Here is a 15045-nt window from a genome sequence, read left to right as displayed (position 1 = left end):
GGGCACGTTGGGTGGGCTCATCAGCGACCCCACGGTCTACGAGGACCTGCGCGAGGTGCTGGGCAACGTGAAGCGCAACCGCATCCTGCGGGCGCTGGTGCGCTTCTCGTTGGATAACAGGAAGGACCTGGAGCAGATGGGCAAGGTGCAGCGCGTGGAGCCCAAGGCCGAGGCGCCGAAGCGGGCCGAGCCCCCGCAGCCCGTGGCGGCGCCTCCGCCCGCGGATGCGGCGCCTGCCTCCGTACCCGAGGCGGAGTGAGGTCGGTCCGCTGAGCCGGGCCCCGAGTCCCTGGCAGGTCTGCCTGCGTCGTGCCGGGCGGTGGCTGGTTGCCACCTCGACTCCGTGATAGCGATTTGTCCGTGCCACGCTCCCGGCTCGCCGTTGCCCTGGAACCGTATCCACTGCGCCACCAGCTCGAGGAGGCTGACTGTGGCCCCGCGTGTCTGGAGATGGTTTCGGCGTATCACGGCGCCGCGCACTCGCTGGGCGCGCTGAAGGAACTCGCGCACGTCCAGGTCGTGGGCACCTCCCTGCCAGACCTCGCCAGTGCCGCCGAGAAGGTGGGCTTCAAGGTCCGCGCCTTCCATGTCGAGGACCCCTCCGAACTGGAGGACGAAGAAGGCCAGGCGCTCCTCCCCGGCATCGCCCACTGGGAGGACAACCACTTCGTCGTCCTCTACGCCGTCACCTCCAAGGAGGCCGTCATCGGAGACCCCGCGCAGGGCCTCCGGCGCATCCCTCGCGCGAAGCTCGCTGAGCACTGGGACGGAATCCTCCTCTCCCTGGAGCCCACCGAGGCCCTCTTCCGTCCTGTCGTGCTCCCGGTCACCCCCACCACCTCGCGTCGACTCGGCGCGCTGCGACGCTTTGGCCGGGGACTGCTGCGCTACCGACTGCTGCTGTTCCAGGTGTTCGTCACCACCGTGCTCCTCCAGGCCCTGGCGCTCGCGCAGCCCCTGCTCATCCAGGGGCTTGTCGACAAGGCCGTGGGCGGAAGGAATGTGTCCCTGCTCACCGCCGTCGGCGTGGGCCTGGGCGTGCTGCTCGTCGCCCAGGTCGCCGTCGCCATTGCTCGCGGCACAGGGCTCTTCCTCCTGTCCCGAGGCTTCTCCGCCCTCCTGCTCGCGCAGTTCTGGAAGCGCCTGCTGTCGCTGCCGGTGACGTTCTTCGCCCGACGCCACCGGGGCGACCTGCTCAAGCGCATCGAGGACCACCAGCGCATCCGCCGCATCCTCCAGGGTGCCTCGGTGTCCGTGCTGCTCGACCTGGTGATGCTCGTGGGCTACGGCGTGGTGCTCTTCCTCTACGACGCCACCGTCTTCGGCATCTTCGCCGCCTGCGCCGCGCTGTACTCACTGTGGACGCTGGTGCTCATGCCCCGGCGCACCGTGCTGGACCACCAGCGCTTCCGGGTCGCCGCCGAGGCGAGTCGCCTGGAATTGCAGATGCTCAGCGGCATCCAGACGCTCAAGGCGTGTGGTGCCGAGCGTCAGGCGCGCACCCGCTGGGAGAAGCTCCAGGCGCGCGAGGCCGAGGCCGCCCGCCGCATCTGGCTGCACGACACCGTCCACACCTCCGGCGCGCAGCTCGTCAATCAAGCGATGTACGTGGGCATCCTCGTCTACGAGGCCCACCTCGTGCTGGAGGGCCAGCTCACGCTGGGGCAGATGGTGGCCACGCTCGCCATCCTCGGCCTCGCGCTGGCCCCGATGCAGAACCTGGTGATGTTCATCCACCAGCTCCAGGACGTCGTCATCTCCCTGCGCCGCGTGGACATCGTCTACGAGTCCCAGCCCGAGCTGCGCGATGACTCCGGGCCCGTCACCGGCGCGCTCACTCAGGCCCCGGAGCTCCGACTGGACGGCGTCACCTTCCGCTACGGCTCTCCCAACGAGCCGCCCGTGCTGGATGGCGTGAGCTTCACCCTGCCCGCGGGAAAGATGACGGCGATTGTCGGCCGCTCGGGCGCGGGCAAGACGACGCTCACCCAGGTGCTCTATGGCCTGTATCGCCCCGAGCAGGGCCGCGTCCTCTACGACGGCCAGCCCCTGGAGACGTTCGACCCCGTCGCGCTGCGCCGCTCGGTGGCCTTCGTCTTCCAAAAGACGGACATCTTTGACGGTACGTTGGCGGACAACATCGCCCTGGGCGACGACGCACCGGACCCGGAGCGACTGCTGCACGCCGCGCGCACCGCGTGCCTGGACGAACTGCTCGCGCTGCCCAACGGCCTGAAGACCCGGATTGGCGAGGCGGGCGTGCGCCTGTCCGGAGGCGAGGAACAGCGGCTCCAGCTCGCGCGCGCCATCTATCGGGACCCGCGCGTGCTGTTCCTCGACGAGGCCACCAGCCACCTGGACGCGGCGCTGGAGCGCGCGATTACCGAGGCCCTCCAGCGCGAGGCCGCCGGACGCACGCTCGTCGTCGTGGCCCACCGGCTGTCCACCGTGCGTCGCGCGGACAAGATTGTCGTGCTCGACAAGGGCCGTGTCGTCGAGGAAGGCACCCATGACGAGCTGGTGGCCCTGCCCCAAGGCCGCTATCGCGCCCTCGTCGAGAACCAGATGGAGCAGCGATGAAGCCCGCGCAACGGCCTGACGAGGACGACGTGGACGCGGACCCCGCGATGACGGAGGAGCTGCGCGCGGTGATGCATCCGCGTCCCCACCGCGCCCTGCTGTTCACCGCGGTGCTCGTGGTGGTGCTTGGCGCGGTGGCGTGGCTCGCATCCCGCACGGTGCTCGCGTCGCTGTGGCGATGAGGCGAGCGGCGCCCTCCGTGCTCGGATGATGCCCGTGTCGTCCAGGCGCTTCGAGCGCCGGCCCTGTCCCTGCTACCCGCGCCGCGCATGACGGACCAGGGCCCGCGCGAAGTGCCCCGCCACGTCCGTGCCCGCGGCCGCGTCGAAGCCGAGGAACATGGGTGAGCCGTTCAGCTCCAGGAACTTCAGCTCCCCATCCAGCCCGCGCTTGAGGTCCAGCCCCGTCCAGCGCAGGCCGAGCACCTCGCACGCCTTCACGCACTGCCGAGCCACCTCGTCCGGCAGCACCATCTGCTCAATCCGCTCCTCGTTCTGCCGGAAGTCCAACGCGGAGGTGACGATGCGCAGGGAGGCGATGATTTCGCCATCCAGCACGTACACGCGGAGGTCCTCGCCCGGCAGCAGCTCCTGGAAGGTGACGGGCGCGGCGGCCAGCGCGGCGAGCCGCTCGTCGGTGAGGTCCTCCGGCAGCAGCTCCCGCGTGGCGGCGCCCCCCATGACGGGCTTGTAGGCCACGCGCCCGCTCGCGGCGAAGCGGCGCACCGCCTCCGCGTCATTCGTCCACAGCGTCCGGGGCACCGGCAGACCCGCGGCCTTCAACGCGCTGAGCTGCACGGGCTTGTGCAACAGCCAGTCCGCCGAGGGCGGGTTGTACAGCGGCACGCCGAGCTGCTCCCACCGGCCGATGAGCCCCAACAGCAGCGTGCCCTTCTCGCGGAACGCGGTGAGCGTGGTGCGCCAGTCCTCCGCCATGGCCTCCTCGGCGTCCACCATGAAGGCCAGCGGGTGTGAGTGCAGTCCGCGCAGATACGCGGCGGCGGGGCGGCCCACCTCGCGCCCGTCCACGACGATTCCGTCCAGTCCCTCCGTGAGAGACATCCGCGTCTCGTCCGGGAAGGTCAGCGTGTCCACGATGACGCTGTCCACGCCCTCCGCACCCAGCCGTCGCGCCACGTCCTGGATGTGGACGTCCTCGCGAGAACCCACCAGCGCCACCACGCCTGTCCGCGTCGCTTCTTGCGTCATGGTCCGGCAGCGAAACAGATGCGCGGGTGCGCATCCAGCGCCGTGCACCGCGTCATGCGCGCGAGCCCGGGTCCCCGTCCTTCGTCTCCTCGCCCACCATCATCGTGGTCACCTGTCGGGGCCCCGGTGCCTGGGCCTTCTCCTCGGGCACCAGCCCTTTCACGAACAGCCCGCGTGAAGCTTTCGGCCCGCGCGGCGATGTTTCATTCGTCTTCATGCGACCTCCTGCGTCGAAGAGTGTGTCCGCCCGCGGCAAGGCGCCACTTCAACCCCAGACACGCACCGCCCGGAGAGGAGGGGCCCGGGTGACCCGTTTGACGTAAGGGAAACCATTCATGAATATTCTGGTTCCCCCGCATTTTCCGAGGAGTCGGGAATGTCCCGTATCATCGTTCGTCGCAGCGGCCGTTTCGCGGTTCTTGTTGGCACCCTCGCCGCGCTCGCCGGTTGTTCCACTCCTCCCCCGGAAGGGCAGGCCGAGCCCACGCCTCCCCCGGCGGAGGAGCAGCCCACGCAGCAGGTGCTCAACGCCCGTGGCTGTGGCGTGAATCCGTCCGCCGAGGAGATGGCGGAGATGGAAGGCCGCTTCGCGATGGAGCGCGCGGTGTCTGACTTCGCGCGGCCGAACGGCTCGGTGACCATCCCCACCTACTTCCATGTCATCAACAAGGGCACGGGCGTGGCGAACGGCGACATCACCGCCGCCATGATTACCAACCAGATGAACGTGCTGAACGCCGCGTACGCGAACACGCCGTTCAAGTTCACGCTGACGGCGACGGACCGCACCACGAACACCACCTGGTACAACCTGTCCTCGGGCTCGTCCGCCGAGCGCGCCATGAAGACGGCGCTGCGCAAGGGCGGCAAGAACGCGCTCAACATCTACAGCGCGAACCTGAGCGGCGGCCTGCTGGGCTGGGCGACGTTCCCCTCCAGCTACGCCAGCAACCCGTCGATGGACGGCGTGGTGATTCTGTTCTCCAGCGTCCCGGGCGGCACCGCGTCGCCGTACAACCTGGGCGACACGGGCACGCACGAGGTCGGCCACTGGCTGGGCCTGTACCACACGTTCCAGGGCGGCTGCTCCGGCTCGGGTGACTCGGTCAGCGACACGCCGGCGGAGGCCTCTCCCGCCTACGGCTGCCCCACGGGCCGCAACACCTGCTCGACGGCTGGCAACGACCCCATCACCAACTTCATGGACTACTCCGACGACTCCTGCATGAACACGTTCACCACGGGTCAGTCGGCCCGCATGGACTCGCAGGCCCTCACCTACCGCTGACGCGGGGTGTTGGACAGCCGTTGACGCGGAAGGCGACGCCGGGGCGCTCATCACGCTCCGGCGTCGTCGTTTTCAGTGACTTCCTCCGGAGACTCGGGCTCCAATCCGCGCCCATGCAAGCGTTCGCCCTCCGTGAGGACCGTTTCCTGGATGTGCTCCGGCGTCTCATCGCCCTGACTCCGAAGCTGCAGAACAATCCGAGCGCGGGGCTGGTGCCCGAGGAGCGGCTCGCCGCGCAGGTGGTGCTGGACGTGCTCGCGCCGCACATCGCCAGTGGCTTCATCCATGCGGAGTCGCTGGCCTCCAAGGGCAACGAGTCCCGTCCCAGCCTGGTGCTCACCGTGAAGGGCACGGGCGAGGGCGCGGTGGGCTTCGTGGGCGCGCACTTCGACGTGGTCCCCGCCGACGAGCAGGCCGAGGGCTGGGAGCACAGTCCCTTCAAGCTTCACGAGGGGCCGGACGGGCTGCTCTACGGGCGAGGCGTCACCGACTGCCTGGGCCACGTCGCGGTGGCGACGGACCTGCTCGCGCAGTTGGCGGAGTCGGGCGTGCGTCCGCGCCGCACGTTGAAGGTGGTGCTCATCGCGAACGAGGAGTCGTCGGACCTGCCGGGCCTGGGCCTGGGCTACGTCGCGGAGCAGGGGCGGCTCAAGGACCTGGCGGGGCAGCCGGTGTTCTGGCTGGACAGCGCGAACTTCGGCCCCACGCTGGGCACCGCGGGCATCAGCCTGTGGGCGCTGAAGGCCACGGGCGTGGGCGGCCACTCGGGCATGCCGCAGAACTGCGTCAACGCGCTGGAGTTGAGCATGGCCGCGTCGCTGGAACTGTCCCGCTGGTTCCATGCGCGCTACCCGCCCTCGGACGACGAGAAGCGCTGGGGCTTCCTGGCCACCTCCAGCCTCAAGGCCACGGTGGTGGAGGCCACCAACACCAAGGAGACGAAGATTCCCGCCGACGTCACCGTGCGCGGCGACATCCGCCTCACGCCGTTCCACGACCTGGCCGACGTGCGGCGGGCCACCGAGGACTTCGTGAAGGCGCTGGATGCGCGGCTGGAGCGCGACGACGTGCCGCCGGGCTTCCCCCGCACGCGCACCGCGGATGGCCGGCGCGGAACGGTGTCGCTGCGCTTCGACGGAGGAGGCACCGAGGGCATCGCCTGCCGGCTGGACTCGCCCGGCCTGCAAGCGTTGAAGGACGCGATGAAGACGGTGCGGGGTGTGGACGCGGAGCCCTTCTCGCTCACCGGCTCGCTGCCGCTGGTGAGGGACCTGCAGCGTCAGGGCTGCGACGTGCAAATCACGGGCTTCGGGGAGATGAAGTACTACCACGCGCCCAACGAGCAGGCGCACCTCCAGGACTTCCGCCAGGGCTTCGCCATCCTGCGCGAGCTGCTCGAGCGGCTGTGAGTGGAGCAGGGCCGCGCGCTCTCGCGGGGGCCCCTGTGTATATACAGTGAGACATGGACCCTGCTTCAGCCCGCGTCGGGCCGGAGCGCTGCCGAGGAGCGGTGACGCCGTGAGAGACCTGCTGATGATTCCGGGGCCGGTGGAGTTCGAGCAGGAGGTGCTTCAGGCCCTGGGGGCGCCCTCCTACGGCCACACGGACCCGGCCTTCATCGCCATCTTCGGCCGGGCGCTGAAGCGGCTTCGCGACGTGAGCCTCGCTCCCGGTGCGCAGCCCTTCGTGGTGTCCGGCTCCGGCACGCTGGCCATGGAGCTGGCGGTGGCGAACCTCGTCGAGCCCGGTGACGCCGCCCTGGTGGTGAACACGGGTTACTTCAGCGACCGGATGGCGAAAATCCTGGAGCGGCACGGCGCGAAGGTGACGCACGTGCGCGCCCCTCCTGGTGACGCGCCGACGGTGGAGGAAGTGGAGACGCACCTGAAGCGCGGCGGCTTCAAGGTCATGACTGTCACGCACGTGGACACGTCCACCGGCGTGCTCACGCCCGTGGAGGGCCTGTCGCGGGTGGCGCGCGAGTTGGGCGTGCTGTCGGTGGTGGACGGCGTGTGCGCCACGGCGGGCGAGTCGTTCCACCAGGACGCGTGGGGCGCGGACGTGTACCTCACCGCGAGCCAGAAGGCGGTGGGCGTGCCGCCGGGGCTGGCGCTGCTCACCGTGGGGCCGCGCGCGCTGGAGGCGTGGAAGAAGCGCCGCGTGCCGGTGGCCAGCGTGTACTCCGACTGGGCGGAGTGGCTGCCCATCATGGAGGCGTACGAGGCGGGCAAGCCGGCCTACTTCGCCACGCCGCCCGTCAACCTGGTGTGCGCGCTGGACGTGAGCCTGGGACAGATTCTCGCCGAGGGCCTGGAGGCCCGCTTCGCGCGGCACCAGCGCCTGGCTCGCGCCTTCCGCGCCGCGTGGAGTGGGTTGGGCCTGCGCATGCTGCCGGTGTCCGAGGCGGTGACGGCGAACACGCTGAGCGCCGTCTACTACCCGGAGGGCGTGGACGCGTCGCTGGTGGGCCGCGTGAAGGCCGAGGGCGTGGTGGTGGCCGGTGGACTCCACCCGGACCTCAAGGCGCGCTACTTCCGCGTGGGCCACATGAACCGCGTGGGCCCCGCGGATTTGCTGACCACCGTGGGGGCCGTGGAGCGCGCGCTGATGGCCGCCGGCCACCGCTGTGAGCCCGGTGCGGGCCTCGCCGCCGCCGAGGCCTCCCTCACCGCCCGCTGAAGCCCTCGGGCGGGGTCACCCGCACCCCGGCCCCGCCCGTTCTCCTGGGCCTCAAGAATGAAATGTGCCCGAAATCCAAGGGGTTCGTGTGGTGGGTGAACCCTTCCATGGACCCTGGGGCGTGCCGGAACCATTCGACAGGGGTAGAAAAATATGGGATGGTTGGTAACCAGGAAGTGGGGGGAAGCCGGCGAATCCTGAAAAACCATTGGAAGCGCCGGACGTGTCCCCTGAGTCGAGGCAGTGCGAGCCCCCTCGGGGAGACGACCATGTACGTGGGCACCGAAGCGAGCAGTGGGGGTGGGGCGGCGTGGGAGCTGGAGCAGCGGCGTCTGGCCGCGACGGACGAGGACCAGGCGCGGGGCATGTTCTTCCAGGGGGCGCTGAGCGTCATCGCGAACCTGGGAGGAGAAGGCGCGGTGGCGCGGTGCAAGGGCGTGGCGGGGGTGTGGGAAATCAACCCGTTCCACCTGTACTCGGTGTCGCGTTACCTGCGGATGGTGTCCACGGCGGCGCGGCTGCTCGGCCCGCAGCTCAATGGCTTCGACGGGGTGCTGCACCGGATGGGTTCGCAGGCGACGGTGGACTTCCTGGCGTCGCTGTTCGGCCGGGAGCTGCTGGCGGAGGCGGCGGGCAGTCCGCGGCTGTTGCTGGAGTCGCTGGGTGACGCGTACCGCATGGCGGTGAGCTACGGAGAGCGGTATCCGCAGTGGACGGGAGAGCGCAGCGCGCGTTTCATCATGCGGCGCGACTTCATGCCGGCGGCGTATCACGAGGGTGTGTTGCGCGGAGCGTTGGAGGCGGTGGGCGCGCGCGACGTGAGGGTGATGGGCCGGCAGGTGGCACTGCTGGAGAGCGAGTACGAGCTGTCCTGGCGGTAGGGGCCTGACGCGGCGGTGGGGACAGGCCCGCCGCGCCCGGTGTGGAGGACGTCAGCCCTGGTCGTTGACGGCGAGGTCGGGCTGCTCCTCGAGTCCGTTGCCGCCGCCCAGGCTCACGGTGGAGGCGACGAAGGGCTGGGGCACCACCTGCGCGGCATCGAGGGCCGGGGTGACGTCGACCAGGGCTTCGATGAGGGCCTTGAGCACCATGAAGTGCTGCGTGTCCACGCCTTCGATGGAGGCGAGGATGAAGCGGCTGTCGGGTGTCTGGATGCCCTTGAGGACGCGGTTGAAGGAAATCGCGGAGCGGCGCTCCTCGTTGGCGGCGAGCTTGAGGACGTTGCCGACGGAGGGCCTGAAGTTGGGGGGCGGGGTGAACGACACTTCATCCGCGCGGACGGGGGTGGCGCCCAGGCGCGACACGGTCTCCGACAGCAGGGCGGCGTGCGCCGTGTGGTCCTCCTGGAACTGGGTGGCGAGCGCGAGCGCGAGCGCGGCCAGGTCTCGTTCCTCCTGGGGGCGCGAGGTGTCGTCGCGCGCGGCGGTGAGGATGACCGCGCCCTGGGTGTAGGCGTCGACAGTTATGTATTCGGCGGCGACCAGGGTGTTGAGGGCGCCGGCTTCCCGGGCCCGGTCGATGGGGTTGACCTGGTTCTGGGAGTTGGTGCGCTCGTTGAGGCCGCAGGCGGTGAGCGCCGAGGCGGCTGTCACGGTGGCGAGGCCCTGGAGGATTCGGCGGCGCGCGAGGACGGAGTCGGAGGGGTTCTGGGTCTTCATGGTGGTGGGCTTCCTCACTGCGTCACGTCGTAGAAGGGCAGGTCCGTCTCGTCGTCGAGCCCTGGAGCGCCGTCGACGGTGATGGCGAAGGCCCTGGGAACGAACTGGGACGCGACGGTGGTGAGGGCGTCGGCGGGCTGGTTGACGGTGGACGCGGGGGGCGTGACGAAGCCGCGCGCGGCCAGGTTGAGGACGACGAAGTGCTGGGACTCCACCGCGCCGATGGCGGCGGCGAGCTCCGCGTTGTCGGCGAGCACGAGGGACTTCTGGGTGTTCGTGTAGCCGATGGCGGCGGCCTTCTCCGCGTTGGTGGCCAGGTCGATGACGTTCTTGATGCCGGGCATGAAGTCGGTGGGGACTTGCGCCGTGCCCTCGCCCACGTCGTCGACGCCGCCTTGCCGGTCGATGTACCGGGCGAGCTTGTCGGCGTGTTCGGTGTGTTGCTGGCGGAAGTGCAGGGCGATGGCCTTGACGATGCCCTGGAAGGGGAAGAGCGGGTCGGTGCTGGTGGCGGCGTCGAGCACGCTGACCGCGGCGTCGTAGGTCTTGATGGCGTTGCGTTCAGCGGTGAGCAGCGCCTTGAGGGGTGTGAGGTCGGCCTGGGTCGTCAGGGCCTGGGCGGGTGTGCCGCGGGTGAGCAGGCCCGTCGCGAGGCCAAGGCTCGCGGCGGCCGTGGCGCTTCGGAGCGCGGCACGGCGAGAGAGTTCTTCGGTCATGGGTCCATCCGAGGAGGCGGTCGGAAGTGGTGGGTGCCGGGCGCCCCCTGAAGCCCGGCACGGGCTCGGTACGCCGAAGGTGTGGCGGGGGATTTTCCGGCGCGCGGGGGAATTGCTGACGGCGGCGCCTGCGTGACACCCGGCGCGCGGCCCTTAGGTCCCCGGGGCGGCGCTTCGTTCGTCCGTGGACCGTGTCAACGGATTGGAGTCAGCTCCAGGATGCTGGAGTGGGACGCAGTGGCACCTGGACACTGTCGTGTCACGGGTGCGCGGGCATGACTCCAGGGCATGTGGGGCGTCGAGGTCCGAAGCGCTTGCTCCCTTTGTCGCTTCGCTCGAAGTCTCCGAGCCCGAGACAACTCGCGAGTCTCAATCCACCCGGCGCTCCCTGGAATCCAGAGATGCAATCCGGCGCTGAGCCCCATATTGGCCAATGCTCAACACCTCATGGCCACCGGAGCACGGACGTGGGACGGAGTGGCTGTTTCACGAGCGAGGAATGACGCCCACGTCGGGTGCGCGCGCTAGGCTCCGCTCTCGACATCGCGCGGGAGATGCACCGCGCGGAGCCAGGGCGTGGCGGGGCCGCGACAAGGAGGCGAGTGAGTGACTGGGCCGTTGCTGGTGGTGGATGACGACGCGGACCTGCGCGAGGCGCTGGAAGAGGTCCTGCGCGACGCGGGCTACGAGGTGATGGGCGCCAGCAACGGCAAGCACGCGCTCGATGTGCTCGGAGCCACCCGTGAACTCCCCATCCTGGTGCTGCTCGACATGATGATGCCCGTGCTGGATGGCGCCGGCTTCGCGCGAGCCATGCGACAGGTGCCCGAGTGGCGCGACATTCCCGTGCTCGTCTTCTCCGCGTCCGCCAACGCCCGTCAGGTCGCCGAGGAAATCGGCGCGTGCGGCCACCTGCGCAAACCCGTGGACGTGGACACGCTGCTGGACGCCGTACGCAAGCACCAGGCCGCGTGAGCCGTCCGCGACGTCTGCTCGCTCTCCGACATGCCGCCTCACTCAGGGCAGCCGAGCGCAATGCCCGTTTGACGCTTCGCGAGGGGTACTGGTAAGTGCCCACTTAACACGCAAGTTTCGACGGAGGTAGGATGCACACCAACGCGCTCACGCTGCTCATGATGCAGCTCATCGTCATCATCGGCGTGTCGAGATTGATAGGGCGTGGAACGCGCTGGTTGGGCCAGCCGCTGGTCATCGCGGAGGTGGTGGCGGGCATCGTCCTGGGCCCCTCGTTGCTCGGGTGGCTGGCGCCGGATTTGATGAACACGCTGTTCCCCACCGACTCGCTGCCCATCCTGAAGATGCTCAGCCAGGTGGGCCTGGTGTTGTTCATGTTCCTGATTGGCCTGGAACTGGACCCCAAGCTGTTGAAGGGACGCGGCCACGCGTCGGTGGCCATCAGCCACACCAGCATCATCGTGCCCTTCGCGCTGGGCGCGGTGGCGGCGGCGCTGTGGCTGTACAAGGACTTTTCGGACCCGAGCGTGCCCTTCTCGTCGTTCGTGCTCTTCATGGGCGTGGCGATGAGCATCACCGCCTTCCCGGTGCTCGCGCGCATCCTCACCGAGCGCGGCCTGTTGCAGTCGCGCATCGGCGCCATCGCGATTGCGTGCGCGGCGGTGGACGACGTCACGGCGTGGTGCCTGTTGGCCTTCGTGGTGTCCATCGTCCGCGCCTCGGACCTGGCGCAGGCGGGGCTCACCACCGTGTTCGCCATGGGCTACATCGCGTTCATGCTGCTGGCGGTCCGGCCCTTCCTCGCGCGGCTGGGCGCCCGGGTGGCCAGCCGCGAGGGCCTGACGCAGAACGTGGTCGCTGGCACGCTGCTGTTGCTCCTGGCGTCCGCGTGGGCCACGGAGCTCATCGGCATCCACGCCCTCTTCGGGGCCTTCCTCTTCGGCGCCGTCATCCCCAAGGAGGGCGGGCTGGCGGAGGCTCTCTCGGAGAAGCTGGAGGACGTGGCGGTGGTGCTGCTGTTGCCCGTCTTCTTCGCCTTCAGCGGCCTGCGCACCCAGATTGGTCTGCTCAACACGCCCGAGGCGTGGCTCACGTGTGGCGCCATCATCCTGCTGGCCTGCGTGGGCAAGTTCGGCGGCAGCGCGGTGGCGGCGCGGATGACGGGCATGCGGTGGCGCGAGGCGGGGGCCATCGGCATCCTGATGAACACGCGCGGGTTGATGGAGCTCATCGTCCTCAACCTGGGCCTGGACCTGGGCGTCATCTCGCCCACGCTGTTCACGATGATGGTGCTGATGGCGCTGGTGACGACGTTCATGACCACGCCGCTCCTGCAGTTGTTCTACCCGACGGAGGAGCTGGCCCGGGACAGGCTGGAGCTGGCCCCGCCCGCGACTCCCGGTTCGACGCCCTACACGGTGTTGATGTGTGTCTCCCATCAGCAGGCGGGCCCCGGGATGGCCAGTCTGGCCAAGGCCCTGGCGGGTGGAGAGGGCGCGCAGTTGCACGCGCTGCATCTGGTCCATCCAGAGCGCGTGTCGCTGCGTGGCGCGGAGTCCGAGCCCCGCGCCTCGGACCAGGACGTGGAGGGAGATGGCGCGCTCGCTCCGCTGCTGGGCCGGGCGAAGAGCCTGGGGCTGGCGGTGAGGCCGCTGTCCTTCGTGTCGACGGAGCCCGCGCAGGACATCCGCCGCACGGCGGAGGCGAAGCGCGCGGACCTGGTGCTGCTGGGCTGGCACAAGCCGCTGTTCAGCCAGACGGTGCTGGGCGGCACGGTGCACGAGGTGATGCAGGCCGCGTCCGGCACCGTGGCGGTGCTGGTGGACCGCGGCCTGTCGGACGTGAAGCGCGTGCTGGTGCCCTTCATCGGCAGCCGGCATGACCGCGCGGCGCTGAAGCTGGCGCGGCGGTTGATGCGGCAGTCCGGCGCGGAAATCACCGTGCTGCACGTGACGTCGCGCGAGAGCAACGGCGCGCGAGCGCAGGTGGACGAACTGTTCCCGGCGGAGGAGGGCTCGGGCGTGCGGCTGAAGGTGGTCCAGCACGAGTCGCCCGAGGAGGCCGCGCTGGAGGAGGCCCGCCACGGTGGCCATGACCTGGTGGTGGTGGGCGTGGGCGCGCCGTGGGGCCTGGAGGACCGGGTGTTCGGCCTCCAGCGCGAGCGCATCGTCCGTGACGCGCCGGGCTCGCTGCTGGTGGTCCACGAGTCGGAGCCGGTGGTGGAGGCCGTCGCCACGCCCCAGGCCGCCGCCTCCGCGGTGGCCTCGAGGAGCTGAGCGACATGCACCTGGGGGCGACGCTGCGGTTGCTGCGGGTGGACGCGGGCCTGTCCTTGCGGGACATGGCCCGCCGCATCGGCGTGTCGAGCGCGTACCTCAGCCGCGTGGAGCACGGCGTGGACGCGCCGCCCACGGCGGAGCGACTGACGGCGATTGCTCGCGAGCTGGACGTGCCCCCCGCGTTGCTGATGGACGTGGCGAACCGGATGAGCCCCTACGTCTCCGAGTACCTGGAGGACGTGCCGGGCGCGGGGACGCTCTTCCTGGAGCTGGCGCGGCGTCGCCTGTCGGGGACGCAGTTGGCCCGGGTGCGCGACTTCCTGGACGTGGAGTTCCCCGTGAGAGGGGGCCACTCGGACGCGCCGGTGCCGGCGCTGGCGCCGCTCCTGGCGCCGGAGCGGGTGGTGCTCCAGCTCTCCTGCGGCGGCTGGGAGGATGTGCTGGACGTGGTGGCGGGGCGACTGGCGGCGACGCTGCCCGGCGTGGACGCGGCGCGACTGGTGGAGGGGCTGCGCCAGCGCGACAGCGAGTCCTCGTGCGCGGTGGGCGGCGAGGTGGCCGTGCCCCACGTCTTCCTGCAGGGCGCCGCGCCCGTGGCCGCGCTGGTGACGCTGGCGAAGGGGTTGAAGGTGGACACCCCGGACGGCCGGCCGCTGCGGCTGGTGGTGGCGGCGGTGGACGGCGAGCGGGGCCGCGTGCGGCTGACGCGCATGGCCCACGTGGCCCGGCTGGCGGCGCGCGGGCTGGCGGAGCGGCTCGACGAGTGCCGGCAGCCCGGACAGGTGCTCGCGGTGCTGGAGGAACTGGAAGCGCTGCGCTGACCCGAGGGCCTCAGTCGGCGCGCCGCGTCCAGTTCACCCAGTCCCCCAGCTCGCGGTAGCCCAGCTTGCGGTACACGCTCCGGCCCTGCTCGGTGGCCTGGAGCACGGAGGCCGAAAGGCCGCGTTCCCGGGCGCCCGTGAGCAGCCCTCGCATCACCTCCGCGGCCAGCCCGCGTCCCCGCGCCTCTGGCAGCGTGACGACCATGTACACCCCGGCGGTGTCCTCCACGTCCAGCGCGAAGCCGCACGCCAGGGCCCGGTCCCCCTCGCGCGCCACCAGCGTGTGCACGGGGAGCCGCGGCGGCTGTCTCCACACCGTGAGGATGTCGTCCCACTTCCCCCAGACGCGGATGTTGAGCTCCACCATCTCGTCCTGCGTCCCGGGCTCCACCAGGGGGAACGAGGGCTTGACGTCCGGCGTGTCCGCCAGGGCCAGTCCCATGGCCGGGATTCGCGAGTCAGGCCGGTAGCCGGCGGCGCCCAGCACGCGGGCGCCCTCGTCGTCCCCGGGCAGCACCGCCACGCGCCAGGCGGGGATGTCCAGGCCCCGGTAGAAGGCCTCCAGGGCGGGGAGTCCCTCGACGAGCGCCTGGGGCGTCCGGAAGTACGCCTGCTGGAAGTGGGCCTCGGCGGGGTACTCGGGCAGGGCGAAGGCATCCATGCCCGGGGCGCTCCCGTGGCGCAGCAGTCCGCGCTCCCGCTGGAGGTGCTTGAAGGCGATGACGTTGGTGAGAAGTCGGTCGTTCAGTTCGGCATCGGTCATGGCGCGGGTCCATCGTAGGTGGCGCACGCCGGACGGCGAACAACGGCCTGCTCAAAACCGCGCGCGAGCCCTCCAGGA

The 15045-nt window shown here is 70.3% G+C and carries 14 protein-coding genes and 1 pseudogene; 10 read left to right on the top strand and 5 right to left on the bottom strand.

What is annotated here, in order from left to right; genetic code table 11:
* From HR086_RS16300 to HR086_RS16290, 3 genes and pseudogenes are all read left to right on the top strand, one after another.
* Positions 1 to 259 (top strand): annotated as a pseudogene (locus HR086_RS16300) (MCE family protein); the annotation flags it as partial.
* A gap of 101 nt (positions 260 to 360) precedes the next feature.
* A complete protein-coding gene (locus HR086_RS16295; protein ID WP_174466075.1) occupies positions 361 to 2580 on the top strand; it encodes a peptidase domain-containing ABC transporter in 2220 nt (739 codons plus the stop codon).
* Positions 2577 to 2762 (top strand): hypothetical protein, encoded by a 186-nt coding sequence (locus tag HR086_RS16290; protein ID WP_141642049.1) that lies wholly within the window; start codon positions 2577 to 2579, stop codon positions 2760 to 2762. Before HR086_RS16295 ends, HR086_RS16290 begins: the two co-directional genes overlap by 4 nt.
* Before the next feature lie 72 nt (positions 2763 to 2834).
* On the opposite strand, the gene HR086_RS16285 is transcribed toward HR086_RS16290, so the two are convergent.
* Positions 2835 to 3788, bottom strand: coding sequence for a RimK family alpha-L-glutamate ligase (locus HR086_RS16285; RefSeq protein ID WP_174459024.1), 954 nt, complete (start codon positions 3786 to 3788; stop codon positions 2835 to 2837).
* A gap of 52 nt (positions 3789 to 3840) precedes the next feature.
* On the bottom strand, positions 3841 to 4005 hold the full coding sequence (locus HR086_RS16280) for a hypothetical protein (protein ID WP_174459025.1): 165 nt from the start codon (positions 4003 to 4005) through the stop codon (positions 3841 to 3843).
* Positions 4006 to 4164: 159 nt separating this feature from the next.
* On the opposite strand from HR086_RS16280, the gene HR086_RS16275 reads away from it, so the two are divergent.
* The 4 genes from HR086_RS16275 to HR086_RS16260 all read left to right on the top strand — a co-directional run bounded on the left by HR086_RS16275 (position 4165) and on the right by HR086_RS16260 (position 8636).
* Entirely contained in the window at positions 4165 to 5076 is a 912-nt protein-coding gene (locus tag HR086_RS16275; protein WP_174459026.1) for a zinc metalloprotease, read from the top strand.
* 113 nt (positions 5077 to 5189) lie between these two features.
* Positions 5190 to 6485, top strand: a complete 1296-nt coding sequence (locus tag HR086_RS16270) for a M20/M25/M40 family metallo-hydrolase (protein WP_174459027.1) — start codon at positions 5190 to 5192, stop codon at positions 6483 to 6485.
* Positions 6486 to 6594: 109 nt separating this feature from the next.
* A complete protein-coding gene (locus HR086_RS16265) occupies positions 6595 to 7755 on the top strand; it encodes an alanine--glyoxylate aminotransferase family protein (RefSeq protein WP_174460189.1) in 1161 nt (386 codons plus the stop codon).
* 269 nt (positions 7756 to 8024) lie between these two features.
* Positions 8025 to 8636 (top strand): TIGR02265 family protein, encoded by a 612-nt coding sequence (locus tag HR086_RS16260; protein WP_141642054.1) that lies wholly within the window; start codon positions 8025 to 8027, stop codon positions 8634 to 8636.
* A gap of 51 nt (positions 8637 to 8687) precedes the next feature.
* On the opposite strand, the gene HR086_RS16255 is transcribed toward HR086_RS16260, so the two are convergent.
* Both HR086_RS16255 and HR086_RS16250 read right to left on the bottom strand, forming a co-directional pair.
* Positions 8688 to 9413, bottom strand: a complete 726-nt coding sequence (locus tag HR086_RS16255; protein ID WP_174466074.1) for a ferritin-like domain-containing protein — start codon at positions 9411 to 9413, stop codon at positions 8688 to 8690.
* Positions 9414 to 9427: 14 nt separating this feature from the next.
* The gene (locus HR086_RS16250) at positions 9428 to 10129 is read right to left on the bottom strand and encodes a ferritin-like domain-containing protein (protein WP_174460187.1); all 702 of its coding nucleotides are present in this window, start codon (positions 10127 to 10129) and stop codon (positions 9428 to 9430) included.
* A 606-nt stretch (positions 10130 to 10735) separates the two neighbouring features.
* On the opposite strand from HR086_RS16250, the gene HR086_RS16245 reads away from it, so the two are divergent.
* The 3 genes from HR086_RS16245 (at position 10736) to HR086_RS16235 (ending at position 14204) form a co-directional block, all read left to right on the top strand.
* A complete protein-coding gene (locus HR086_RS16245) occupies positions 10736 to 11104 on the top strand; it encodes a response regulator (RefSeq protein ID WP_141642057.1) in 369 nt (122 codons plus the stop codon).
* 131 nt (positions 11105 to 11235) lie between these two features.
* Positions 11236 to 13380: a cation:proton antiporter gene (locus tag HR086_RS16240; protein ID WP_174466073.1), complete on the top strand. Its 2145-nt coding sequence runs from the start codon at positions 11236 to 11238 to the stop codon at positions 13378 to 13380.
* Between the two features lie 5 nt (positions 13381 to 13385).
* The gene (locus HR086_RS16235) at positions 13386 to 14204 is read left to right on the top strand and encodes a helix-turn-helix domain-containing protein (RefSeq protein ID WP_174466072.1); all 819 of its coding nucleotides are present in this window, start codon (positions 13386 to 13388) and stop codon (positions 14202 to 14204) included.
* A 10-nt stretch (positions 14205 to 14214) separates the two neighbouring features.
* On the opposite strand, the gene HR086_RS16230 is transcribed toward HR086_RS16235, so the two are convergent.
* On the bottom strand, positions 14215 to 14967 hold the full coding sequence (locus HR086_RS16230; RefSeq protein ID WP_174460185.1) for a GNAT family N-acetyltransferase: 753 nt from the start codon (positions 14965 to 14967) through the stop codon (positions 14215 to 14217).
* Positions 14968 to 15045 lie beyond the last annotated feature (78 nt).

It is taken from the genome of Myxococcus sp. CA039A, from assembly GCF_013336645.1.
In the GTDB taxonomy this organism is placed as follows: domain Bacteria; phylum Myxococcota; class Myxococcia; order Myxococcales; family Myxococcaceae; genus Myxococcus; species Myxococcus llanfairpwllgwyngyllgogerychwyrndrobwllllantysiliogogogochensis.
Note: the sequence above shows the minus strand (reverse complement) of the source record. Positions and strands in the feature narration are given on the sequence as shown.

What these genes read in the sequence shown, in the direction of transcription:
- HR086_RS16290 (WP_141642049.1), top strand. Translation starts at nt 2,577, where the DNA reads ATGAAGCCCGCGCAACGGCCTGACGAGGACGACGTGGACGCGGACCCC.
- HR086_RS16285 (WP_174459024.1), bottom strand. Translation starts at nt 3,788, where the DNA reads ATGACGCAAGAAGCGACGCGGACAGGCGTGGTGGCGCTGGTGGGTTCT.
- HR086_RS16280 (WP_174459025.1), bottom strand. Translation starts at nt 4,005, where the DNA reads ATGAAGACGAATGAAACATCGCCGCGCGGGCCGAAAGCTTCACGCGGG.
- HR086_RS16275 (WP_174459026.1), top strand. Translation starts at nt 4,165, where the DNA reads ATGTCCCGTATCATCGTTCGTCGCAGCGGCCGTTTCGCGGTTCTTGTT.
- HR086_RS16270 (WP_174459027.1), top strand. Translation starts at nt 5,190, where the DNA reads ATGCAAGCGTTCGCCCTCCGTGAGGACCGTTTCCTGGATGTGCTCCGG.
- HR086_RS16260 (WP_141642054.1), top strand. Translation starts at nt 8,025, where the DNA reads ATGTACGTGGGCACCGAAGCGAGCAGTGGGGGTGGGGCGGCGTGGGAG.
- HR086_RS16255 (WP_174466074.1), bottom strand. Translation starts at nt 9,413, where the DNA reads ATGAAGACCCAGAACCCCTCCGACTCCGTCCTCGCGCGCCGCCGAATC.
- HR086_RS16250 (WP_174460187.1), bottom strand. Translation starts at nt 10,129, where the DNA reads ATGACCGAAGAACTCTCTCGCCGTGCCGCGCTCCGAAGCGCCACGGCC.
- HR086_RS16240 (WP_174466073.1), top strand. Translation starts at nt 11,236, where the DNA reads ATGCACACCAACGCGCTCACGCTGCTCATGATGCAGCTCATCGTCATC.
- HR086_RS16235 (WP_174466072.1), top strand. Translation starts at nt 13,386, where the DNA reads ATGCACCTGGGGGCGACGCTGCGGTTGCTGCGGGTGGACGCGGGCCTG.
- HR086_RS16230 (WP_174460185.1), bottom strand. Translation starts at nt 14,967, where the DNA reads ATGACCGATGCCGAACTGAACGACCGACTTCTCACCAACGTCATCGCC.